Origin of the sequence: Streptomyces sp. NPDC052079, assembly GCF_040680275.1 — a bacterium.
In the GTDB taxonomy this organism is placed as follows: domain Bacteria; phylum Actinomycetota; class Actinomycetes; order Streptomycetales; family Streptomycetaceae; genus Streptomyces.
Genome location: NZ_JBFAWL010000002.1, coordinates 576,012 through 597,227 on the forward strand (window position 1 = coordinate 576,012; position 21,216 = coordinate 597,227).

Here is a 21,216-nt window from a genome sequence, read left to right on the forward strand (position 1 = left end):
ACGTGAAACACCAGCGGTCCTGACGGGATTTGAACCCGCGGCCTCCACCTTGACAGGGTGGCGAGCACTCCAAACTGCTCCACAGGACCAAGCGTGTCGTACGACAGTGTCGCACAGGGTGGTGCGTGCCCCCAACGGGATTCGAACCCGTGCTACCGCCTTGAAAGGGCGGCGTCCTGGGCCACTAGACGATGAGGGCGGACCCAGCGCGGTTGCTTCACCGTGCATCTCCGTGTTTGGAGACGTGAGAAGCATGTGACTCCGCTTCCCCCCGAGAGGTTCCGCTTCTCCCTGGCCCCTGACGGGGTTCGGGACGGTCAAGCCCTGACCGCTGCCCTTGGGCACGAGCAGACTGTACTACGGCTTCCGGGGCGCGACCAAACCGAAAAGATGCGGGTCATCGAGGGGCCGGAGCGCTGCCCGTCGGCGAGGCATCCGCGTCCGTGGGCGACGGGCTCGCCCCTGGCTGGTTCTCCTCGGGGAGGTGCCGGCTGACCTCCGCGGTCGTCAGGCCGAGACCGCCCAGTTCGATCGAGTCCCAGGCCTGGAGGCGGCGGGAGTCACGGTCGAAGTAGAGGATCGACGTCTCGATGGGGTCGGGGTACTTGCCCTCGATGGCGCGCAGGCCGCTGCCGCCGGTGGAGCCCTCGATCCGGAGCCGGGTGCCGTACCGCATGACCTCGCTCTCCTCGTGGTGGATGTGCCCGGCGAGGACCAGGGGGACGGTGCCGTCGACCTCACGGGCCGCGGAGGGTTCGTGGGCGACCGCGACGTCGACCGGGGTGCCGGCGGCGCGCTGGTCGCGCAGCGTGGAGGCGAGACGGGCCCCCGCCAGTTCCTGGGACCGCTCGGCCCCGTTCCTGTTCGAGCGGTCGGGGGTGAACTGCGGGTCGCCGATGCCGGCGAAGCGCAGCCCGGCGATGGTCTTCGCCCTGCCGTCGTCCAGCACGTGGACGTTCTTCAGGCCTTCGAGGTAGCGCTGGGTGACCCGTGAGTCGTGGTTGCCGCGCACCCAGACGTAGGGCGCGCCGAGGTCCTCGATGGGGTCCAGGAACCCGTTCTCGGCGGCGGTGCCGTGGTCCATCGTGTCGCCGGAGTCGACGATCACATCCACCTGGTACTGCTCCACCAGCGAGGCGATGATCTTCCAGCTCGCGGGGTTGAGATGGATGTCGGAGACGTGCAGGACCCGGATGGTGGTCGGGTCGGGCTGGTAGGTGGGGAGCGAGGACGTGGCGTCGTAGAGCTTGGTCACGTTGGTGACCAGGCGGGCCAACTCCGTCTGGTACACGTCGAACTCGGTGACGATGCTGCGCGCGTCGCCGACGAGGGAGGGCGCGGAGGAGAGCAGGCCGGAGAACTTCGGCTCCAGGACGGAGTCGGGGTTCCAGGTGGCGAACGCGGTGCCGCCGGACGCGGCCAGCAGGGCGAGGGCGAGTCCGCCGGCGGCGAGGGCGCGGCGGGGCCGGCGGTAGACGACCAGGCCGAGGGCCGTGGCACCGGTGACCACGGCGACGCAGGAGCGTACGGCGAGGTCGGCGGTGCCGTGGGTGATGTCGCGGGCGACCTCCTCCTGGAGGCCGGAGAGACGCTCGGGGTGGTCGACGAGGGCCTGGGAGCGTTCGGGGTCGAGCTGGTCGACGTTGACGTCGAGTCGCACCGGCGCGGTGTGGCTGTCGAGCTGCAGGGCGCCCAGGGGCGAGACGTTGATCTTGGTGCCGCCGGTGAGGGAGGGGCGCAGGGCCATGGTGGTGTTCATGGGCCCCACGGGCACGCGGACGTTGCCGACCACGAGCAGGCCGAGCCAGGCGCCGAGGACGACCACCGCGACCAGCCCGACGGCGCGGAGCCAGGGGCGTGGCTGCGGGGCGAGGGCGGTCGTCGCGGGCGCGGGCCGGCGGGAGTGGTTGCGGCGGGTGAGGGCCCGCGGGACCCGTCGGACGCGGTGGACGGCGTGCATGACTACGGAGGGGACGCGGGCCATTGGTCCCGTATGCCCGCGCCATGCTCCGGATATGCGGGCCTCCCGAGCATCTCGTACGGACGGCTCGTGCCCGACAATGGCTCTGTGCTGGAGATGACGCGCGAGACGTTCGAGGAGCTGGTCTCCGAGGCGCTGGACCGGATTCCGCCGGAGCTGATGCGGCTGCTGGACAACGTCGCGGTGTTCGTCGAGGACGAGCCCCCGGCGGACGATCCGGAGCTGCTGGGGCTGTACGAGGGGACACCGCTGACGGAGCGGGGCGAGTGGTACGCCGGGGTCCTGCCCGACCGGATCACCATCTACCGGGGGCCGACCCTGCGGATGTGCGAGTCCCGGGAGGACGTGGTCGCCGAGACCGAGATCACAGTGGTGCACGAGATCGCCCACCACTTCGGCATCGACGACGCCCGGCTGCACGCGCTCGGCTACGGCTGAGCGGTTGGCGTGTCTTCTTGCGGGTGGCGGGAGTTGGGGTTGTTGACCCTGTACTCCACCCGGAGGTGGCCCCGTGCGCCGCTTGTACGTACCCGTCCGCCTGGCCGCCGCGGTCGTGGCCGTCGCCGCTGCCGCCGGTTGTGTGAGCGTGGGTGAGGACGGTGCCGGCCGGGGTGCCGGACCGTCGCACTCCGCGGGGCGGTCGGGCGGTGAGGCGCCGGACGGAGGAGCGGCGGGGCCGGGCGGCGGCGGGTACGGCACGGCGACGGCCGACGGTGAGCGCGGCGACGGCGCCGACGGCAAGGGACGCAAGCGCAAGGGGAAGAAGCGCGGGGCGGGGCAGCCCGCGCCGGGCGAGGCCTCGCCGTCCGCGGGGGCGAGCGGGTCGGCGCCGGCCGATGGTGGCTCCGGCGGGCCCCCCGGACCGGCCCCGGGCGAGCCGGTTCCGCCGGAGCCCTCACGGACGCCGGACCCGGAGCCTACGCCGACGCCGCCCGAGCCCTCGGTCACGCCGGAGCCGACACAGGCGGAGCCGTCCTCGTCGGCGCACCCGCCGCCGGACACGCAACTGGCGCAGCGGGAGCCGGCGCCGGAAGCGGGGGCGCCGGCGTAGAATCTTCCCGAGCGCATCCGTGCCCGACGGGCCCCGTTTCATCTGCAGACTTGCTTTTAGGGTGCCGGGGTGCGTAGGGTGATAGGTCGCCCGACGGGTCCCGTTCCACCTGCAGACTTGCTTTCAAGGTGCCGGGGTGCGTATGGTGGCAGATCGTTTGATCCTATTTGCCCGGCGCCACAGCAGAGCGCGCCGTGTGGCGCGTACTCTCCCCTTACCGTGGTGGACCGCATCGAGGCGGTCGTTATTGCGAATCGCGATTCACGGAGTTGACGGGCGCGTGCCGAAGAGACTCCGGAAGGTTTCGCATTCGCATGTCCATGACCAGTACTGAACACATTGTCCTGCCCGAGAACGCTCAGGACACCAACCTCGACGTCGTCACCGACGTGGCGACGCCCGAGATCACCTTCGCCGACCTCGGCCTCCCCGAGGGCGTCGTGCGCAAGCTCGCGCAGAACGGCGTGACCACCCCCTTCCCGATCCAGGCCGCGACCATCCCGGACGCCCTGGCCGGCAAGGACATCCTCGGCCGTGGCCGCACCGGCTCCGGCAAGACCCTCTCCTTCGGACTGCCGACGCTGGCCACGCTGGCCGGCGGCCGCACCGAGAAGCACAAGCCGCGCGCCGTCATCCTGACGCCGACGCGTGAGCTCGCCATGCAGGTCGCCGACGCACTCCAGCCGTACGGGGACGTCATGGGCCTGAAGATGAAGGTCGTCTGCGGCGGCACCTCGATGGGTAACCAGATCTACGCCCTCGAGCGCGGCGTCGACATCCTCGTCGCCACCCCCGGCCGCCTCCGCGACATCATCAACCGCGGCGCCTGCTCGCTGGAGAACGTGCAGATCGCCGTCCTCGACGAGGCCGACCAGATGTCCGACCTGGGCTTCCTGCCCGAGGTCACCGAGCTCCTCGACCAGGTTCCGGCGGGCGGCCAGCGCATGCTGTTCTCCGCGACCATGGAGAACGAGATCAGGACCCTGGTCGACCGCTACCTCAACGACCCGGTGGCGCACGAGGTGGACGCGGCGCAGGGCGCGGTGACGACCATGTCGCACCACATCCTCGTCGTGAAGCCCAAGGACAAGGCGCCGGTCACCGCGGCCATCGCCTCCCGCAAGGGCCGCACGATCATCTTCGTCCGTACCCAGCTGGGGGCCGACCGCGTCGCCGAGCAGCTGCGGGACGCCGGGGTGAAGGCCGACGCGCTGCACGGCGGCATGACGCAGGGCGCCCGTACGCGGACGCTGGCGGACTTCAAGGACGGCTACGTCAACGTCCTGGTCGCCACCGACGTCGCCGCGCGGGGCATCCACGTCGACGGTATCGACCTGGTCCTGAACGTGGACCCGGCCGGCGACCACAAGGACTACCTGCACCGCGCGGGCCGCACGGCGCGCGCCGGCCGCACCGGCACCGTTGTCTCCCTGTCCCTGCCGCACCAGCGGCGCCAGATCTTCCGGCTGATGGAGGACGCGGGCGTCGACGCCACGCGCCACATCATCCAGGGCGGCGCGGCCTTCGACCCGGAGGTCGCCGAGATCACCGGTGCCCGGTCCATGACCGAGGTGCAGGCCGAATCGGCGGGCAACGCGGCTCAGCAGGCCGAGCGTGAGGTCGCCCAGCTCACCAAGGAGCTGGAGCGGGCGCAGCGCCGCGCGTCTGAGCTGCGCGACGAGGCCGACCGTCTGGTGGCCCGGGTCGCGCGGGAGCGCGGCGAGGACCCCGAGGCGGCGGTGGCCGAGGCGGCTGCCGTGGCGGAGGTGTCTCTGCCGGAGCAGCCGACCGCGCGGGACGTCGAGCGTACGGAGGCTCCGGCACCGTACGAGCGGCGTGAGCGCCGTGACGACCGGGGTGACCGTGGTGGGCGTTCGTTCGAGCGCCGCGACCGTGACCGCGACCGTGGCGGCTTCCGTCGCGACGACCGGGGTGACCGTGGTGGGCGTTCGTTCGAGCGTCGTGACGACCGGGGCGGCTTCAACCGCGACCGCGACCGTGACCGCGGCGGCTTCCGCCGTGACGACCGGGGCGACCGTGGCGGTTTCCGCCGTGACGACCGGGGTGACCGTGGTGGGCGTTCGTTCGAGCGCCGTGACGACCGGGGCGGCTTCAACCGCGACCGTGACCGCGACCGCGGCGGCTTCCGCCGCGACGACCGGAGCGGCCACCGCGGCAGCGACTGGCCGTTCAACCGCGACCGCCAGGGCGACCGCCCGGGCTTCCGCTCCGGCGGCCACGACCGCCCGTACGGCCGTCGGGACGACCACCGCGGCGGCGGCTCCTTCGGCCGCCGCGAGGACAAGCCGCGCTGGAAGCGCAACGGCTGACGCAGCCTCACCGGATTGACCGGAAGGGCCCGCACGACACCCCGTCGCGCGGGCCCTTCCGCATGCCCCACGCGACACGGCCCGACCCGCCTCCCCCGATACCCGATCGGGAACTCGGCCACGTCCGGCTATGCTCGGGGAGGCAACATCGCCAGGGGCCCTTAGCTCAATTGGCAGAGCAGTGGACTTTTAATCCATTGGTTGTGGGTTCGAGTCCCACAGGGCCTACCGGTGGTAGGGGAGGCAAACGGCCTCTGACCTGCTACGCAGCGCCTGAGTCGGCTTCGGTCGGGTCGGGCGCTGCTTCGTTTTGAAGCCACTGCGTGAGCGGATGCGCTCGTGGCCTGCGGATCGGGTGCCGCTTGGGCGGACGAATCAGCAACGGCCGGACGCGACCTGGGGATCAGCTTCGTTGCCTTCTCCGCGATTTCGCGGTCCAGCCCAGGGAGCAGGCTCGCGTATGTGTCCGAGGTCAGCGTGATGGTGGAGTGCCGCAAGGTCTCCTTCACCGTGTGGATGTCGCCGCCGCCTCCGTGCGTCAGCGTCGCGGCGACGTGGCGCAGGTCCCGCAGGGTGACGGGTGGCAGGTCGGTCGTGGCGAGGATGCGGCGGAAGGTCTCGGAGAAACTTGGAGCGCTCCTTCTCCTGGCGGGCCTTGTGGTCGCGCAGGGTGGTGATGTTCAGGTTGTCGAGCGCGATCGTATTCGCGCTCCCGTCCGTCTTCGGTTCGGACTCGTAGGTGTCCCAGCCGTCCACCACGATCTCCTTGGCGGGCGTGATCAGGCCGACGTCGAGATCGATCTCCTGCCAGTCCTGGCCGACCGCCTCGCCTCGCCGGAGTCCGCGGCTGCCCATGATGGAAGATCGCGTACAAGCGGTCGCCCTCGGCCGCGTCGAGGAAGGCGCCGAACTGCTGGGGTGTCCACGTCATCACAGGGTGGGGATCTCGCCGGTCTCGCGCCGGCGTCGGACCCCGCCCGTCAGTCCAGAGGAGCGGCTTGGGGCGCTTGCCGGACTCCAACTCGACGTGGGAGGCGGGGTTGAAGGTGATGAGCTGCTGGGCGATCGCGCGCAAATGCAGGAGATCGAGAAGATCCAGCCGGTCCTGGAGCTGGGTATGCAGGAGCTGGAGGCCATGGAGGCCTCCGGTTTCTGGACCGGCTTCTCGTACGGCGTCGCCGTGAGCGGTACCGCCGCCGCGAGCGCGGCTGTCAGCGTGGCCGTCAGCATCGCCACGCGCTGAGGCACGGGAACTGAAGCCGGGAGTCTGTGGCGGGCAGCATCCGCCACCACAGACTTCCGGCTGCCATCGCCTCAGCGGTGCCCGGCCTCTGTGCGCTGATCGCACTGGGAGTGGTGATGACCACGATGAACCTGTCCGGAGGGGTACGTATTGGCGTCACTGCCGTGCTCGTCCTCGCGCTGGCGGGCGGCATGGCCGTTGTCGGCGCGACCGTGGCACGGAGCCGTCGTGAGTGAGGTTCCCGTCATCGAGTTCCACGGCGTCAGCAAACGGTTCGGGCCGGTCTCGGCCGTGGAGGACCTGTCCTTCACCGTCCGCTTCGGACGGGTCGTGGGTCTGCTCGGCCGCAATGGCGCCTCGGACTGACCCGACCCACCGCGGGGGAGCGCGACCGTACTCGGCCGCGCCTACGACGATCTGCCCCATGCCGCCCGAAGGGTCGGTGTCAGCATGGACGCGATCGGGCCCACCCCCGGAACCTCAGGCCGCCGCGATCTCCTGGTCTGGGCCAGGCCAAGGGCAACGTCGGGTCACTCGTGGACGTCGTGCAGACCTCGGTCCAGGACATCCCCATCCTGTCCAACTCGCGGATCCAGCAGTGCCCCGAGAATTCCACGCCGGCCAAGGCCACGACGAGCCGATCTCCAACGCGCTGCAGGACTCGAACATTTTCTCCGCCGACCAGTGAGTTCCTCCCTCGGGACCCGTCCCGTAGGTTCTGCTGTCGAATCGGTCCGGGTCGGCGACGCCGCCCGGACGTGGGTTGGTTGCAGGAGGAGGGCGGGTCGTGGGGTACAGGGAACGACGGGCCGAGATGATCGCCGGCCGGGCGGCGCCGTATCTGGAGCCCGGCGAGCAGATCCAGACGGGGTTCATGACGGTGACCGGGTCGGGGATCTTCACCGTGCCGGCGGAGACGATCGTGGTCACCGACCGCGCGATCCTCGTTGTGGGCCAGGACGGGGCGCGGCGCCTTCCGCGTGACGTGCGGTTCGGCAATCCGACCGGGATCTACCACAAGTTCGAGCTCGACCGTACGTACAAGGTGCACCGGCAGTGGTTCAAGGAAGTCGTCGCCGCCGACGAGGCGCTGGGGGCTCCGCGGACCGAAGGCGGCCCGGCGGCCGGGGAGCACTGAGCACGCCCGGCCGCATCGCGTCAGCAGCGTCGGGGGTGGCGGGGCCTCGGGCGCTGGTTGGGGTCGAGGAGTTGGGCGGCGATTCCGGAGAGGACCAGGCCCGCCGCGATGAGCAGTCCGTCGGGGACGAGCACCCCCGCGATCAGCATCGCCACCCCGATGACCAGCGCCCACCAGGCGCCCGTGCGCCGGTACTCGCGGGGGCGGGGTTCCTCGTGCTCGAGTCGGGCCGCGAGGTCGGCGGGGCGAGCGTCGTGGGAGTGGGGCACGGCTCCTCCTTCCGAGGGGCGGCCGTATGGCGCCATGCCGACGGCCGCGTGGACACGCGAAATTGGGCTGTGGGAGCTTGTCGGTGTGCCGGCGTCGTCACCCGTCCGGTACGGAGACCCAGGGTCCCCTGTCGGCGCCGGGCGGGGCCATCGGTCGGGCTCCCCATCTTCACGGGGAACGGTGCCTGTGCGGGCCGCCGCCGCTTAGGGGTTCCGGCGGGAAAATGGGGGTTGTCACCGATGGCGCGGGGCCTGCTCAGGGGACAGGCTGGATGGTGACGGCCCGCGCCGCGCCCCCCGGTCCGCGGGCCCGTCCTGGCTCCCGCCGCACCGGGAGCCTCCCCCGTCGGAGCGGTCCATGGCGAGGAGGCGCGGGGTGCCTCTGTTCTGGCGGATGTTCATGCTGAACGCCGTCGTGCTCGTCGTCGCCACGGCCCTTCTGCCGGGACCCGTCACCGTCTCCACCCCTGTGCTGCTCACCGAGGCCGCGGTGCTCACCGTGGGCCTGGCCGCCATGCTGGTCGCCAACGCGCTGCTGCTCCGCTTCGGGCTCGCGCCGCTGCAGCGCCTGACCCGCGCCATGACCACCACCGACCTGCTCCGCCCGGGGCACCGCCCGGAGGTCGGCGGGCGCGGTGAGATCGCCGAGCTGATCACCACGTTCAACACCATGCTCGACCGGCTGGAGGACGAGCGCGCCACGAGCAGCGCCCGCGCCCTGTCCGCGCAGGAGGGGGAGCGCCGCCGTATCGCCCAGGAGCTGCACGACGAGGTGGGCCAGTCCCTGACCGCCGTACTGCTGCAGCTCAAGCGGGCCGCCGACCATGCCCCGTGGGAGCTCGGCGAGGAGCTGCGTCAGGTGCAGGAGACCACCCGCGCGAGTCTGGAGGAGATCCGGCGGATCGCCCGCCGGCTGCGCCCCGGGGTCCTGGACGAGCTGGGTCTGGCCAGCGCCCTCAAGGCCCTCGCCACCGAGTTCGGCGGCGGCGGTCTGAGCGTCCAGCACAGCCTCACCGGAGACCTGCCCGAGCTCGACCGGGAGACCGAGCTGGTCATCTACCGGGTCGCCCAGGAAGGCCTCACCAACACCGTCCGTCACTCCCACGCACGGCGGGCCGAGCTCGCCCTGACCCGCGCGCCCGGCGGTGTCCTGCTGCGCGTCCGTGACGACGGCCGGGGCATCGTCGGCGCGGCGGAGGGCGCCGGCATCCGCGGCATGCGGGAACGCGCCCTGCTCGTCGGCGCCCACCTGGCCGTGGAACCCGGCCCCGACGGCGGCACCGAGGTGCGTCTGGCCGTGCCCGTCCCCGCCCGCTACCCCGCGCACGCCGTCATTCCCGTACGGGGGCCGTCGATGCCCGCGCACGCTCCTCCGCCTCCGTGACCGTTGCCACCCGACCGGAAACGCTGAACATGACCGAGCGGGCACCCACCCGCATCCTTCTCGCCGACGACCACGCGCTGGTGCGCCGGGGGGTTCGCCTCATCCTGGACGGCGAACCGGATCTGACCGTGGTGGCCGAGGCCGCCGACGGCGTCGAAGCCCTCGAACAGGCCCGTGAGCACCGCCCCGACCTGGCCATTCTCGACATCGGCATGCCCCGTCCGACCGGTCTCCAGGCGGCCCGTGAGCTCTCCCGTACCTCGCCGGAGACGCGGATCCTCATCCTGACCATGTATGACAACGAGCAGTTCTTCTTCGAGGCGCTCGCCGCCGGCGCCTCGGGCTACGTCCTGAAGTCCGTCGCCGACCAGGACCTCGTCGAGGCCTGCCACGCCACCATGCGCGGCGAGCCGTTCCTCTACCCGGGAGCCGTCAACGCCCTGATCCACAACTACCTCGATCTCGCGCGGGAGGGCCGGACCCTGCCGGCCAAGGCCATCACCGACCGCGAGGAGCAGATCCTCAAGCTGGTCGCCGAGGGGCACACCTCCCAGATCGCCGACCTCCTGGTGATCAGCCCCAAGACCGTGGAGCGGCACCGCGCCAATCTGCTGGCCAAGCTCGGTCTGAAGGACCGCCTGGAGCTCACCCGCTACGCCATCCGCGTCGGCCTGATCGAACCCTGAACCGTCATCCCGGCCGGTCGGGGACGCGGGCGACGCACCGCCCGGCGGGTTGTCAGACTTGACCCGGGCCGCGCAGCGGTCCCGCCAGCCGCCGACCCTACCGGAGTGCGCCGATGCCCCATCCGTACGTCCTGCTGTCCGCCGCCGTCTCCCTCGACGGCTACCTGGACGACACCTCTCCCGAGCGGCTGCTGCTCTCCGGCCCGAACGACTTCGACCGGGTCGACGAGGTGCGGGCATCCGTGGACGCCATCCTGGTCGGCGCCGGTACGATCCGCGCCGACAATCCCCGGCTGCTGGTCAACTCGCCCGAGCGCCGCGCCGCCCGTCTCGCCGGGGGCCAGCCCGAGTATCCGCTCAAGGTCACCGTCAGCGGCTCCGGCGAGCTGGACCCGGCGGCGTTGTTCTGGCACACCGGCGGCGAGAAGGTCCTCTACACCACCGACAAGGGCGCCGAGCGCGCCCACGCCCTGGGCCTCGCCGCCGATGTCGTCCCGCTCGGCCCGGAGCTCGACTGGCGGCGCCTGCTGGAGCATCTGGGCACCGTGCGCGGGGTGCGGCGGCTGATGGTGGAGGGCGGCGGCCGCGTCCACACCCAGCTGCTCACCGAGGGCCTCGCGGACGAGCTCCAATTGGTGCTCGCCCCGCTGTTCGTCGGCGACGCGGACGCACCCCGGCTGTTCGGGCCCGGCTCCTACCAGGGCGGCCGGCTGCGGCTGGTGGAGACCCGCCCGATCGGCGATGTGGTCCTGATGCGCTACGAGCCCACGGCGCCCGGCACCGGCGCGCTGCCCGTCGCCGCCGACCACCGCTGGCTGGCCCTCGCCTGCGAGCTGGCCGCGCAGTGTCCGCCCTCGAAGACGGCGTTCAGTGTGGGTGCGGTGGTGGTGGCCGCGGACGGCACGGAGCTGGCGCGGGGCCACTCCCGGGAGGGCGGTGACCCGGTGGTGCACGCGGAGGAGGCCGCGCTCGCCAAGACCGATCCGGCCGATCCCCGGCTAGCGGGTGCCACCGTGTACTCCAGCCTGGAGCCGTGCGCCCGGCGCGCGTCGCGGCCGGCGCCCTGTGCGCGGCTGATCCTGGACGCGGGGATACGGCGGGTGGTCACGGCCTGGCGGGAGCCGGACACCTTTGTGGCCGGTGCCGACGGCAGCGCGGTCCTGGCGGCCGGGGGCGCCACCGTCGTCGTCCTGCCGGAGTACGAGGACCGCGCCAAGGCGCCGAACGTCCACTTGACCGGCCGCTGAGACGAACCGCACACGTAAATGGGTGTGCGGCATGTCCCGCGGATGGCATACACTGGTCTCAACGACGCGGGGTGGAGCAGCTCGGTAGCTCGCTGGGCTCATAACCCAGAGGTCGCAGGTTCAAATCCTGTCCCCGCTACTGAAGGCCGAGGGCCGGAATCCGAAAGGGTTCCGGCCCTCGGTGTTTTCGCATCGCCCCTCCCCTCATCACTTACTGTGAGCCAGCCGTCCCGCAGCGCATAACAGGTGACACACCGTCAGCAGTCGGCCCGCAGTCGAGCCGAGGTCAACTCGCCCGTTTTTGGGCGCTCCTGGCAGGTAAGTCCCCGCGAAAATCGTTAACGATCAAGAGGAACGGCTTGGAATCCGGCCCTCGCGTCTATTAACGTTCGATAACGCAGCGCGGTCGTCCCAGCCGTCACAGAAGTCGGCTCCGTGCGCACGCGCCGAATCCCGTAAGGGAACCGGGGAACCACCACCGTGGGGTGAGTCGTGTGGGTGCAGCCGTGGCAACACGGTTTGTATACGCGCGTAGGAGACCTTCCTGCTCCGAACCCGTCAGCTAACCCGGTAGGCGAAAGGAAGGAAAGGAGCGCGCCCACGTGGCGTCCAACCCGCCTGCCCCCGAGGCCCCGTTCAAGCCGAGCGACACCTTCGCCTACGGCGGTGTCCGCACCGACGAGGGCCCCTTCGAGGAGTGGAACCCCACCGCGGAGTCCATTCGCCCGGTACGTGGCCGGCACCGCGTCTCCAAGCAGCGCGGGGGAGGGCTCGCCCGCAGCTCCACCGTTCTCGGCGTCGGCGTCATAGCGGCGGTCGGCGCCGGCGGCATGGCCAGCGCCCAGCCCGGCAAGCCGCCGGTCTCCATCTCCGTGCCCGACCTCCCCAACGTGGGTTCCCTCATCTCCGACGAGGAAACGCCCGAGGGTTCGACCACCCCCCTCAGCAGCCTGGGCATGGCCACCGCCGAAGCCGAGCAGGGCACCGAGGGCGCCGGCGAGGCGCTGCGCACCCGGATCATGGCCCAGGTCGAGCAGCAGCAGAACCAGGCCGAGACCAAGGCCGCCGCCGAGGCCGCCGCCGCGGCCGAGAAGCAGGCTGCCGAGGCCGCCGCCAAGGCGGAGAAGGAGGCCAAGGCCAAGGCCGAGGCCGCCAAGAAGAAGGCGGAGGAGGAGGCCGCGAAGAAGGCCGAGGCCGAGCGCCTCGCCCAGCTGGCCAAGCAGTACACGCTGCCGACCTCCTCGTACACCATCTCCTCCACCTTCGGCCAGGCCGGCGCCTACTGGTCCTCCGGTCAGCACACCGGCCTCGACTTCGCCGCCCCCACCGGCACGCTGATCAAGGCCGTCCACACCGGCACGATCACCTCCGCCGGCTGGGACGGCTCCTACGGCTACAAGACCGTGCTGACCCTCGACGACGGCACCGAGATCTGGTACGCCCACCAGTCCTCCATCAGCGTCAGCGTCGGCCAGAAGGTCAACACCGGCGATGTGATCGGCCGCGTCGGCTCCACCGGCAACTCCACCGGTGCCCACCTCCACCTCGAGGTCCACTCCGGCGGCTCCTCCTCGGGCATCGACCCGATGGCGTGGCTGCAGAGCAAGGGCCTCACCCCCTGATCACCGCCGCCCCGATTCCTGCCGCTCCTGAACGCCGGCAGTCCCGACGACGACCCCCCGACGTCAGGGCTGCCGGTCAGGTGTTTCCGGGGACCTTCGCACGTCAGAAGCGGTGGGCGTCGGAGCCGTAGGCGGGGTAGGGATGCCCGTAGGGCGGGCTCCCGTGGGCGGGATGGCCGTACGGCGGATGCCCGTACGCCCCGTGCACCGGCCACGGCGTGGGAGCGACCGGAACCGGCGGTGCGGTGAGACGGGCCGCGTGGTCCAGGGCCGGACGCGCCGCACCCCGCCGGTGCCACAGCTCCAGCAGCAGCTCCCGTTCCCGGGGGACGAAGTCCGTCCCGGCCCGCCCCAGCCGGCCGCGGTGCCGCAGGAACGCCAGCGAGGTGGCGTACGCCTCGTACTGCGCGACCGCGCGCGCCGCCGGCTTTCCGCCGTACCGGCGCGCGTACCGCCGGGCGAGGCGCCGCGCCCGCATCGAGCCCAGGGCGAACGGCTCCGCCGGGGTGAGCCAGCCGGCCACCGCGTACGCGGGCAGCTCCGTCCGGACGGTCCGCAGCTCGCGCTGCCGCGTCCACACCACCAGCCAGGTCAGCAGCCCGAACGCCGGCACCATGAACGCCGCGTACACCGCGATGAAGCCGTACTGGCCGAGCGTGGTGGAGCCGTTCCACAGGGCGTGCATGCCCATCGCGAGGAGCAGACCGCACAGCGGAAGCAGCACGCGCCGGACCCGCTGCCGGTCCGTGGACAGCGCGGCGATGCCGAAGCCGATCCCGGTGAGCACGGTGAACAAGGGGTGCGCGAACGGCGACATGACGATCCGCACGAAGAAGGTCGCCGCGGTGACCGAGGCCACGCCGCTGTCGCCCGTGAGCTGGTCGGTGCCGTAGGCGGTGCCGAGGTAGAGGATGTTCTCCGTGAAGGCGAAGCCGGTGGCGGTGACCCCGGCTATCACCACACCGTCGAGGATCCCGGTGAAGTCCCGTCTGCGGAACAGGAAGACCAGGAGGACGGCCGCGGCCTTCGCTGACTCCTCCACGACCGGGGCTATGACGGTCGCCCCCAGCGTGTTGGCGCCGGTCGGGTCGGCGGTCGCCGTCGCTATCCACTGCGTGGCGAAACTGTTCGCCACGATCGCTATCAGCGCCGCTGCACACGCACCCCAGGCGAACGAGAACAGCAGGTTCCGCCAGGGGCCCGGCTCCACCCGGTCCAGCCAGCGGAAGGCCGCCATGAGCAGCGGCACGGGAAGGACGGCGAGACCCACTCCCACCAGGAATCCCTGGGTTCCCGTCTGCTCGCGGACCAGGGCGAGGATCACCAGACCGGACAGCGTGAGCAGGGTGATCAGCGTGCCGTAACGCACCCAGGGCCGCTGCCACCAGTGTGCGTGCCCCAGCGTTCCGCCGGGGGCCTCGCCGGGGCGCGTCGGGTACGGAGGGCTGGTGGCCACGGGATCGACCCTTACGAGGGAGGGGCAGGACTGCGTGCGGGCTCGGGCCCGGCCTGGGGCTTACTCCTGGGCCTGGCGCCCGGTCCGCTCCTCGTGCGGTACGCGGCGGAAGAGCAAGTCGTTCACGACATGACCCTTGTCCAGTCCCTGGCCCTCGAAACGAGTGAGCGGACGGAACTCGGGACGTGGCGCGAAACCGCCGTCCGCCTGCGTGTTCTCGAAGGCGGGGTGCGCGGTGAGCACCTCGAGCATCTGCTCCGCGTACGGCTCCCAGTCGGTGGCGCAGTGCACGACCGCCCCCGGCCGCAGCCGGGTCGCGGCGAGAGTGAGGAACTCCGGCTGGATCAGCCGGCGCTTGTGGTGCCGCTTCTTGGGCCACGGGTCGGGGAAGTAGACGCGCAGTCCGTCCAGGGAGTCGGGGGCCAGCATCTCGCGCAGCAGGATGATCGCGTCGCCGTTGCCGACCCGGACGTTGGTCAGTCCCTGCTGGTCGGCGAGGTTGAGGAGATTGCCCTGGCCGGGGGTGTGGACGTCCACGGCGAGGATGTTGGTGGCCGGGTCGGCGGCGGCCATCGAGGCGGTGGCCTCGCCCATGCCGAAGCCGATCTCCAGCACGACCGGGTTGCCGTTGCCGAAGAACGCGGCCAGGTCGAGCGGGCCGCTGCCGTCGATGTCGAAACCCCACAGGGGCCACAGCCGCTGCAGGGCGTCCGCCTGCCCGGCGGTGACACGGCTGCGGCGCGGCTGGAAACTGCGGATCCGCCGCTCGAAGTGCGACCCGGCCGGGTCGGGCTTCGGCCCGTCCGGGAAGCGCGGCTCGCCCTTGGCCCGGGTACGGCGGATCGACACACCGGGCGTGGGTGCGGAGTGCGGTGCTTCGGGGGTGCTCACGGAGTCAGACACAGTGCTTCGATTTTACGGGGGCGGGGCGGGCGGGCGTCGTGCTCTCACCGTCCGTCCGGCGTGAGCTGCGCCATCGCCCGCCGCGCGATCTCCCGCCCGATCGGCAGGGACGCCGTGGCCGCGGGAGAGGGCGCGTTCAGCACGTGCACCGCGCGGGGGGCCTCCTGGATCAGGAAGTCGTCGGCGAGGGTGCCGTCCCGCAGCACCGCCTGCGCTCTCACCCCGGCCGCCGCCGGCACCAGGTCGTCCTCCCGCACGGCGGGCAGCAGCCGGCGCACCGCCCGCGCGAAGGCCGGCCTGGACAGCGACCGGTGCAGTTCCCCGGTGCCGTACCGCCAGTGGCGGCGGGCGAGCTGCCAGGAGCCCGGCCAGGACAGGGTCGCCCCCAGCTCGCGCGGACGCACCGTTCGCCAGTCGTATCCCTCGCGGGCGAGCGCCGGTACCGCGTTGGGGCCGACGTGGACGCCGCCGTCGACGCCCCGGGTGAGGTGGACACCGAGGAAGGGGAACGCCGGGTCGGGCACCGGGTAGACCAGGCCGCGCACCAGCTCCGGTCTGGCCAGCTCGTAGTACTCGCCGCGGAACGGCACGATCCGGGCGCCGGGCTCGTCGCCGGTGCGCCGGGCGATCTCGTCGCAGTGCAGCCCCGCGCAGTTCACCAGCACCCGGCCGCGCACGATGTCGCCGCCGGCCGTCAGGACGGCCACTCCCCGGCCGAGGCGGCGGTCGACGCGGACGACCCGCGCCCCGTAGCGGATCTCCGCGCCGGACGTCTCCGCGAGCCGGCCGGCGACCGCGGCGAAGTCGCAGATGCCGGTGGTGCCGACGTGGAGGGCCGCCAGGCCGTCCACCTCCGGCTCGTACTCCGCGATCTGCGGGCCGCACAGTTCGCGCACCGCGATGCCGTTCTCCCGGCCGCGCTGGGCCAGGGCGTGCAGGCGGGGGAGCTCGTCGCGGCCCGTGGCGACGATCAGCTTGCCCGTCACGGCGTGCGGGATGTCGTACTCCGCGCAGAACTTCACCATCTCCGCGGCGCCCCGCACCGCGTAGCGCGCCTTCAGCGAGCCGGGGCGGTAGTAGATGCCGCTGTGGATGACGCCGCTGTTGCGGCCCGTCTGGTGCCGGGCCGGACCGGGCTCCTTCTCCAGCACCGTCACCCGCGTGCCCGGGGCCGCGCGGCCGATCGCGTACGCCGTCGACAGGCCGACGATCCCTCCGCCGACCACCAGCACGTCACAGTCGTACGAGCGCGCCACCATCTGCGTCACCTGCACCACCTCCCGCATCCGATAGTGCACTGCGCCACTGACAACAGTGCACCGCGGCCTGACGGCGGCCGTACCTCCGGTGGGTCAGGCCGTCGTCATCAGCAGCGGGCGGGCGCGTTCGCGCAGTTCCACCACGCGGGGTTCGTCGCCGTACGGCTCGAGACGGTGCAGCAGGTCCTTGACGTACTCGGTGGTGCGGGCGGAGGAGATGCGGCCCGCCACCTCCACCGCGCGGACGCCCTGCTCGCAGGCCGCGTCCAGGTTGCCCGACTCCAGTTCGGCGACGGCCGAGACGACGAGACGCAGTCCGTGCGAGCGCACGAACTCCTCCGTCGGCCTGGACAGCGCCTGCTCGGTGAAGCGGCGGACCTGGCGGGGCGCCTTCAGATCGCGGTAGCACTCCGCCGCGTCGGCGGCGAAACGGTCGTAGGAGTAGAAGCCGAGCCAGGTCGGGTCGCTGTCGCCGGGGCGGGAGCGCTCCAGCCAGCTCTCCGCCGACTTCAGGGCCGCACCGGCGGCCTGTGCGTCTCCCGCGCGTGCGTGTGCGCGTGCCTCGACCAGCCGGAAGAAGCTCAGGGTGCGGGCGGTGGCCAGCCCCCGGTTGCGCTCCAGCGCGGCCTGGGCGAGGTCCACGCCCTCGTCGCCGAAGCCGCGGTAGGTCGCCTGGAGCGACATCGAGGCGAGGACGTAGCCGCCCAGGGGGACGTCGGCCGCCGCGCGGGCCAGGCGCAGCGCCTGGATGTAGTAGCGCTGGGCCGCCTCCTGCTGACCGGTGTCGAAGGCCATCCAGCCGGCCAGGCGGGTCAGTTCGGCCGCGGCGCCGAAGAGCGAGCGGCCCACGTCGTCGGAGTAGCAGCCGAGCAGCAGCGGGGCCGCCTCGACCCTGAGGCACTCGGGGACCATCGACGAACGCCAGTCGCCCCCGCCGTACTTGGAGTCCCAGCGCCGGGCGTCCTCGGCGGCCTCCCGCAGCTTCCGCACATCGCTGTGGCCGACTTTGAGCGGTGCGCCGGAGCCGTCGCCGGGGTTCACCTCCCGCGCGACCGAACTGTCGGCCGGGGTTATCAGCCACCGCGAGGCGGGCGTTGCGTATGCGCTCACTGCGAACGATCCGGCGAGCGACTGCCAGATGCCGCCGGAGCCGGCTCTGCGGCCCGCGAGGTCCAGCCGGTACAGCTCCGTCGCTGAGCGCACCGCCTGTCCCACGTCACGAGGGAAGGCGAGGCCCACCTCGGGTGCGGGATCCGCGTCCGCCAGGCCGATCTCGTGGAGCGGCACCGGACGGCCCAGCTTCTGGCCGATGGCGGCGGCGATCAGGTGCGGGGCCGCACCCTGCGGCACCATGCCCTTCGACACCCAGCGTGCCACCGACGTCTTGTCGTAGCGAAGCGTCAGTCCTCGCTGTGCACCAAGGTCGTTGACGCGCCGCGCGAGGCCTGCGTTGGAGATTCCCGCGAGGGCGAGAACGGTGCCGAGCTTTTCGTTCGGCCCGCGTTGCTCCCTGGACATGCGCCACCCCTCGACACAGACGGCTGCCGCGCTGGCATAACCACGCGGCATTCGTAAACCCAGCGTAGTTCGCCGCATCCCAAGCGTTAAGGGGCATTCTTCCGGATGGCGGGATTGTGGTCCGTACTGAAGTACGGGTCCGATACGCGCAGTTGCGGCGTGCTCCCATTGTGTGGCCGTGCGCCCGTGTGTGCGCTCTTCTCCGGCCATCACGGGAGCGGTTCCATGGTCGGTGCGTGGGTCGGCCCGCTGTACTGGATCCAGTGGGCTGGGGGACACCGCCGCCTTCATCCCCGCGGGCGGCGGAACGGTCCGGGAGGCGTGCTCCGCCTCCCGGACTGCGCGACCGCCCAGCGGTGCGCAGAGCATGCACGGAGCGTGTTCGAGTCTGGCCTCATCGCTCCGATTTGGCCGAAAATCGACCCCACTCTTTCGGGTGTATCGGCGCTTCTACCCTGGTAGTTGACGGCGCGTTGGGAGTTTTGGGGGCGCGCTCCGGGGGCGCATTCGCGTCGCAGCGGTGTGGCGGATTGCGTGGCGCCGGTGCCGCACCCCCCTTGCGTCGGGCGGCTGTTCGGATCGGGGTGCGGTGGCGGCGGGCCAGGGTGGGTGTATCCGCCGGGGCGCATTCGACGGAGCACATACGGCTCCGGCACCCTTCCTGAGCGCCTCCTTCATGGCAGCATGGGGAACCGGTTCGTACGGTGCACTGGTTGTCCACAGCCTGTGGAGGCGGCGATGCGGTGGTTGGTGGGATGGAGCAGCACCGCCGCGGGAGCCATGGGGTTCGGCCCCACCGGCCCCACCGGCTCCGCCGGCGCCACCGGAGCCGACGGGGAGACCGTCCACCCCGTGGGATCCCAGCTGCTGTGGGGCGACCCCGACCCGCTGTGGGCGGTCGGCGACTGGCGCCCGGACGAGGTCCGCGTGGTCAAGGCCGACGAACAGACACAGATCGCCGTCCTCGGCACCTGCGGGGCCTCCGACGAGCAGCTGCGCGTCGCGCTGTTCGCCGCGCGGGGCGGGGCGCTGCGGCACCTCACCGCCTGGGCGGGGAGCTACACGGCCGTGGTCCAGGTGGGGCGCCGGGTCACCGTCTGCGGCGATCTCGCCGGAGCCCGGCCGGTCTTCTACACCCCCTGGGCGGGCGGTACCGCCTACGCCACCGCCGCGCTGCCGCTCGCCGACCTCATCGGGGCCAACCTCGACTTCGGACACCTCGCGGCGCTGCTCGCCGCGCCCGACGTACCGGCCGCACTGCACGACTCCACGCCGTACGACGGCGTCAAGCGCATCCCGCCGGGGCACGCGCTGATCCTCCGCGCGGGGGCGCGCGAGATCGCCGGGTACGAACCCGTCGCCTCGCTCGCCGTCGCCGCGCCGACCGCCGACCCCGACCGGGCCGTGGACGCCGTGCGCGACGCGCTGGTCGAGGCCGTACGGACCCGGCTCGCCGCTCCTCGGCACGTTCCCGGTGCCGACATCGATCCCGGGCCCGTGCCGGGGATGGGGCCCGCCGAGCGGCGCGCGGCGCGGGGGACACCGGTGCCCGGGATCGGGGCGGATCTGTCCGGCGGGCCGGCGTCCGGGGCGCTGGCGTTGCTCGCGGCGGGGCTGCCGGGGATGCCGGGGACCGTGCTGGGGCACGGCACGGGGGCGGGTGAGCGGTTGCTCGCCGTCACCTTCAACGATCTCGCGGTGGGCGGGGCCGGGGGGCGCGACGAGGGCGAGCTGGAGCGGGCGGGGGCGCTGGCCGCCAATCCGCGGCTGCACCATGTGGTCGTGGCCGGTGAGGAGTCGACGCTTCCGTACGTCGAGCTCGACGGGCCGCTGACGGACGAGCCCGGGCCCTCGCTGGTGACCGCCGCACGGCACCGGGCGCGGCTGGCGGCGGGGAGCGCGGACCACTTCACGGGGTACGGGGCGAAGCAGGTGCTGGACGCGCACCCTGCGCGGCTCGCCGATCTGCTGATGGACCGCAAACGGCGGCATCTCGTGCGGCCGGTCGCCGCGCTGGCGAAGGCGGACGGGTCCGTGATGGTGCCGGCGCGGGTGTATGCGGCGGCGCGGCGGCTTGCGCGTACGCCGTACCGGGCGGGTCTCGAGAATCTCGCGGAGCGGCTGCTGCACCGGCGGCTGGACGACGACGGGCCGGGCGCGGCGGATGCCTCGCTGGCCGCGCTGACCTGGGGGAGACCTGGGCCGGCAGCGCGGTGGCTGACCGGTGAGGCGCTGGCCGAAGTATCGGTTCGACTTCAGGCGTCGACGCGGCGGTCGGACGTGGGGCCTGGGCAACGGCCGGGGGACTTCCGGGCGCGGGCGGCGCTGGCTCGGCACGCGGCGGATCTGCGGGTGCTGGAGCAGGCGGCCGAAATCCGCTCCCAGCGGCTGCACGCGCCGTTCCTCGACAACCAGGTGGTGCGGGCGTGCCGGGCCCTGCCGGAGGCGCTGCGGGTGCAGCCGGGGGCGCGGGCGTCGATTCTGCGGTCGGTGCTGGAGGGAGCGGGGGTGCGGGAGCTGCCGGCGGGGTGGGGGGCGCCGGGCGCGGCGACCTCGGCGGCCGCGGCGCGGACGGGGTTGCGGGTGGCGGCGGGTTCGCTGATGTCGCTGTTCGACACGCCCTTGCTGGCGGAGGCGGGGCTGGTCGAGGCGCGGGTGGTGCGGAAGGCACTGCGGGGGGCTGCGGAGGGTGAGCCGCTGCCGTTGGACGGGCTGGCGGATCTGGTTGCCCTGGAGGTGTGGCTACGACGGTTGCTGGCCCGCCGGGGCACCTGCTGGACGGGCACCCCCGCGCGGCAGCGGGCGGTGCCGGGCGGCATCGCCCCTCAACGGGGGGCGCTGGGCGCGGGCGCGGCGGGCACCCGCTGACACCCCGGGGTGGGGGTGCGCGTCATACGCCTGCGGCGCAACTGTAGGTGGGGTGGGGGCTTGGGTAGCGCCCACGGTGGGTGGGTGGTGCGGGGCCGGGTCGGGGGTGTCCGTCCTCGGACTGGCGCGACTGTGCCTGTTGGTGGAGCTGAGCGCGCGGACGCGCCGGCCACTGCGGGCGAACACCCCCGCCCCGACCCCTCCCCGCCGTCGGCGCCATACCCGCGGCCACCGCCGCCATCATCCGCGCGGCGGCCGCAC

General features: G+C 72.4%; 18 protein-coding genes, 4 tRNA genes, 1 pseudogene and 1 riboswitch. Of the genes and pseudogenes, 14 read left to right on the forward strand and 9 right to left on the reverse strand.

All coding sequences use genetic code 11. The features are described from left to right. Positions 1-14 precede the first annotated feature (14 nt). From AB0L56_RS07190 to AB0L56_RS07200, 3 genes are all read right to left on the reverse strand, one after another. Positions 15-89, reverse strand: a tRNA-Asp gene (locus AB0L56_RS07190). A 37-nt stretch (positions 90-126) separates the two neighbouring features. Beyond that, positions 127-199: transfer RNA gene (locus AB0L56_RS07195), tRNA-Glu, on the reverse strand. A 198-nt stretch (positions 200-397) separates the two neighbouring features. Continuing rightward, positions 398-1,984 carry a metallophosphoesterase gene (locus AB0L56_RS07200; RefSeq protein ID WP_365419869.1) on the reverse strand — a complete coding sequence of 529 codons (1,587 nt, stop codon included), beginning with the start codon at positions 1,982-1,984 and terminating at the stop codon, positions 398-400. An 84-nt stretch (positions 1,985-2,068) separates the two neighbouring features. On the opposite strand from AB0L56_RS07200, the gene AB0L56_RS07205 reads away from it, so the two are divergent. From AB0L56_RS07205 to AB0L56_RS07220, 4 genes are all read left to right on the forward strand, one after another. After that, on the forward strand, positions 2,069-2,419 hold the full coding sequence (locus tag AB0L56_RS07205) for a metallopeptidase family protein (protein WP_361027180.1): 351 nt from the start codon (positions 2,069-2,071) through the stop codon (positions 2,417-2,419). Positions 2,420-2,492: 73 nt separating this feature from the next. Continuing rightward, complete coding sequence (locus AB0L56_RS07210; RefSeq protein WP_365419872.1) at positions 2,493-3,032, forward strand: hypothetical protein; 540 nt, start codon at positions 2,493-2,495, stop codon at positions 3,030-3,032. A gap of 314 nt (positions 3,033-3,346) precedes the next feature. Further along, positions 3,347-5,362 carry a DEAD/DEAH box helicase gene (locus tag AB0L56_RS07215; RefSeq protein ID WP_365419875.1) on the forward strand — a complete coding sequence of 672 codons (2,016 nt, stop codon included), beginning with the start codon at positions 3,347-3,349 and terminating at the stop codon, positions 5,360-5,362. Positions 5,363-5,517: 155 nt separating this feature from the next. Then, a tRNA-Lys gene (locus tag AB0L56_RS07220) sits at positions 5,518-5,590 on the forward strand. Positions 5,591-5,737: 147 nt separating this feature from the next. Here the strand turns inward: AB0L56_RS07220 and AB0L56_RS07225 are convergent. Further along, positions 5,738-6,217, reverse strand: coding sequence for a hypothetical protein (locus AB0L56_RS07225; protein WP_365419878.1), 480 nt, complete (start codon positions 6,215-6,217; stop codon positions 5,738-5,740). Between the two features lie 220 nt (positions 6,218-6,437). Here AB0L56_RS07225 and AB0L56_RS07230 point away from each other — a divergent pair, with 220 nt between their 5' ends. The 4 genes and pseudogenes from AB0L56_RS07230 (at position 6,438) to AB0L56_RS07245 (ending at position 7,743) form a co-directional block, all read left to right on the forward strand. Further along, positions 6,438-6,605, forward strand: coding sequence for a daptide-type RiPP (locus AB0L56_RS07230; protein WP_361027088.1), 168 nt, complete (start codon positions 6,438-6,440; stop codon positions 6,603-6,605). Between the two features lie 228 nt (positions 6,606-6,833). Next, positions 6,834-6,971, forward strand: coding sequence for a hypothetical protein (locus tag AB0L56_RS07235; RefSeq protein ID WP_361027094.1), 138 nt, complete (start codon positions 6,834-6,836; stop codon positions 6,969-6,971). 146 nt (positions 6,972-7,117) lie between these two features. Continuing rightward, positions 7,118-7,293: pseudogene (locus AB0L56_RS07240) on the forward strand (RdlA protein); the annotation flags it as partial. Between the two features lie 99 nt (positions 7,294-7,392). Beyond that, positions 7,393-7,743, forward strand: a complete 351-nt coding sequence (locus AB0L56_RS07245; RefSeq protein WP_365419882.1) for a hypothetical protein — start codon at positions 7,393-7,395, stop codon at positions 7,741-7,743. 20 nt (positions 7,744-7,763) lie between these two features. Here AB0L56_RS07245 and AB0L56_RS07250 read toward each other — a convergent pair whose 3' ends face one another. Then, positions 7,764-8,012 (reverse strand): DUF3040 domain-containing protein, encoded by a 249-nt coding sequence (locus tag AB0L56_RS07250; RefSeq protein ID WP_365419885.1) that lies wholly within the window; start codon positions 8,010-8,012, stop codon positions 7,764-7,766. A 376-nt stretch (positions 8,013-8,388) separates the two neighbouring features. On the opposite strand from AB0L56_RS07250, the gene AB0L56_RS07255 reads away from it, so the two are divergent. The 5 genes from AB0L56_RS07255 to AB0L56_RS07275 all read left to right on the forward strand — a co-directional run bounded on the left by AB0L56_RS07255 (position 8,389) and on the right by AB0L56_RS07275 (position 12,951). Then, positions 8,389-9,396, forward strand: a complete 1,008-nt coding sequence (locus tag AB0L56_RS07255; protein WP_365419888.1) for a HAMP domain-containing sensor histidine kinase — start codon at positions 8,389-8,391, stop codon at positions 9,394-9,396. A 29-nt stretch (positions 9,397-9,425) separates the two neighbouring features. Continuing rightward, the gene (locus AB0L56_RS07260; RefSeq protein WP_365419890.1) at positions 9,426-10,082 is read left to right on the forward strand and encodes a response regulator transcription factor; all 657 of its coding nucleotides are present in this window, start codon (positions 9,426-9,428) and stop codon (positions 10,080-10,082) included. A gap of 113 nt (positions 10,083-10,195) precedes the next feature. Then, complete coding sequence (locus tag AB0L56_RS07265) at positions 10,196-11,329, forward strand: dihydrofolate reductase family protein (RefSeq protein WP_365419893.1); 1,134 nt, start codon at positions 10,196-10,198, stop codon at positions 11,327-11,329. Between the two features lie 65 nt (positions 11,330-11,394). After that, a tRNA-Met gene (locus tag AB0L56_RS07270) sits at positions 11,395-11,468 on the forward strand. Positions 11,469-11,763: 295 nt separating this feature from the next. Continuing rightward, positions 11,764-11,920, forward strand: a riboswitch (cyclic di-AMP (ydaO/yuaA leader). A gap of 11 nt (positions 11,921-11,931) precedes the next feature. After that, positions 11,932-12,951, forward strand: coding sequence for a M23 family metallopeptidase (locus AB0L56_RS07275; protein ID WP_365419896.1), 1,020 nt, complete (start codon positions 11,932-11,934; stop codon positions 12,949-12,951). Between the two features lie 103 nt (positions 12,952-13,054). Here the strand turns inward: AB0L56_RS07275 and AB0L56_RS07280 are convergent, their stop codons facing one another. The 4 genes from AB0L56_RS07280 to AB0L56_RS07295 form a co-directional block, all read right to left on the reverse strand. After that, a complete protein-coding gene (locus tag AB0L56_RS07280; RefSeq protein WP_365419899.1) occupies positions 13,055-14,407 on the reverse strand; it encodes a PrsW family intramembrane metalloprotease in 1,353 nt (450 codons plus the stop codon). Between the two features lie 60 nt (positions 14,408-14,467). Further along, a complete protein-coding gene (gene trmB, locus AB0L56_RS07285; protein WP_365419902.1) occupies positions 14,468-15,310 on the reverse strand; it encodes a tRNA (guanosine(46)-N7)-methyltransferase TrmB in 843 nt (280 codons plus the stop codon). Positions 15,311-15,354: 44 nt separating this feature from the next. Further along, positions 15,355-16,569, reverse strand: coding sequence for an L-2-hydroxyglutarate oxidase (gene lhgO, locus AB0L56_RS07290; RefSeq protein ID WP_365419985.1), 1,215 nt, complete (start codon positions 16,567-16,569; stop codon positions 15,355-15,357). Positions 16,570-16,662: 93 nt separating this feature from the next. After that, positions 16,663-18,087, reverse strand: a complete 1,425-nt coding sequence (locus tag AB0L56_RS07295; RefSeq protein WP_365419905.1) for an MFS transporter — start codon at positions 18,085-18,087, stop codon at positions 16,663-16,665. Positions 18,088-18,825: 738 nt separating this feature from the next. On the opposite strand from AB0L56_RS07295, the gene AB0L56_RS07300 reads away from it, so the two are divergent. Then, on the forward strand, positions 18,826-20,955 hold the full coding sequence (locus AB0L56_RS07300) for an asparagine synthase-related protein (RefSeq protein WP_365419908.1): 2,130 nt from the start codon (positions 18,826-18,828) through the stop codon (positions 20,953-20,955). The last annotated feature ends 261 nt before the right edge of the window (positions 20,956-21,216 follow it).

Bases quoted from the DNA above. Each gene is read 5' to 3' on its own strand.
- AB0L56_RS07225 (WP_365419878.1), bottom strand. From the start codon at position 6,217: ATGGGCAGCCGCGGACTCCGGCGAGGCGAGGCGGTCGGCCAGGACTGG.
- lhgO (WP_365419985.1), bottom strand. From the start codon at position 16,569: ATGGTGGCGCGCTCGTACGACTGTGACGTGCTGGTGGTCGGCGGAGGG.
- AB0L56_RS07260 (WP_365419890.1), top strand. From the start codon at position 9,426: ATGACCGAGCGGGCACCCACCCGCATCCTTCTCGCCGACGACCACGCG.
- AB0L56_RS07300 (WP_365419908.1), top strand. From the start codon at position 18,826: ATGCGGTGGTTGGTGGGATGGAGCAGCACCGCCGCGGGAGCCATGGGG.
- AB0L56_RS07200 (WP_365419869.1), bottom strand. From the start codon at position 1,984: ATGGCCCGCGTCCCCTCCGTAGTCATGCACGCCGTCCACCGCGTCCGA.
- AB0L56_RS07230 (WP_361027088.1), top strand. From the start codon at position 6,438: ATGCAGGAGATCGAGAAGATCCAGCCGGTCCTGGAGCTGGGTATGCAG.
- AB0L56_RS07215 (WP_365419875.1), top strand. From the start codon at position 3,347: ATGTCCATGACCAGTACTGAACACATTGTCCTGCCCGAGAACGCTCAG.
- AB0L56_RS07265 (WP_365419893.1), top strand. From the start codon at position 10,196: ATGCCCCATCCGTACGTCCTGCTGTCCGCCGCCGTCTCCCTCGACGGC.
- AB0L56_RS07295 (WP_365419905.1), bottom strand. From the start codon at position 18,087: ATGTCCAGGGAGCAACGCGGGCCGAACGAAAAGCTCGGCACCGTTCTC.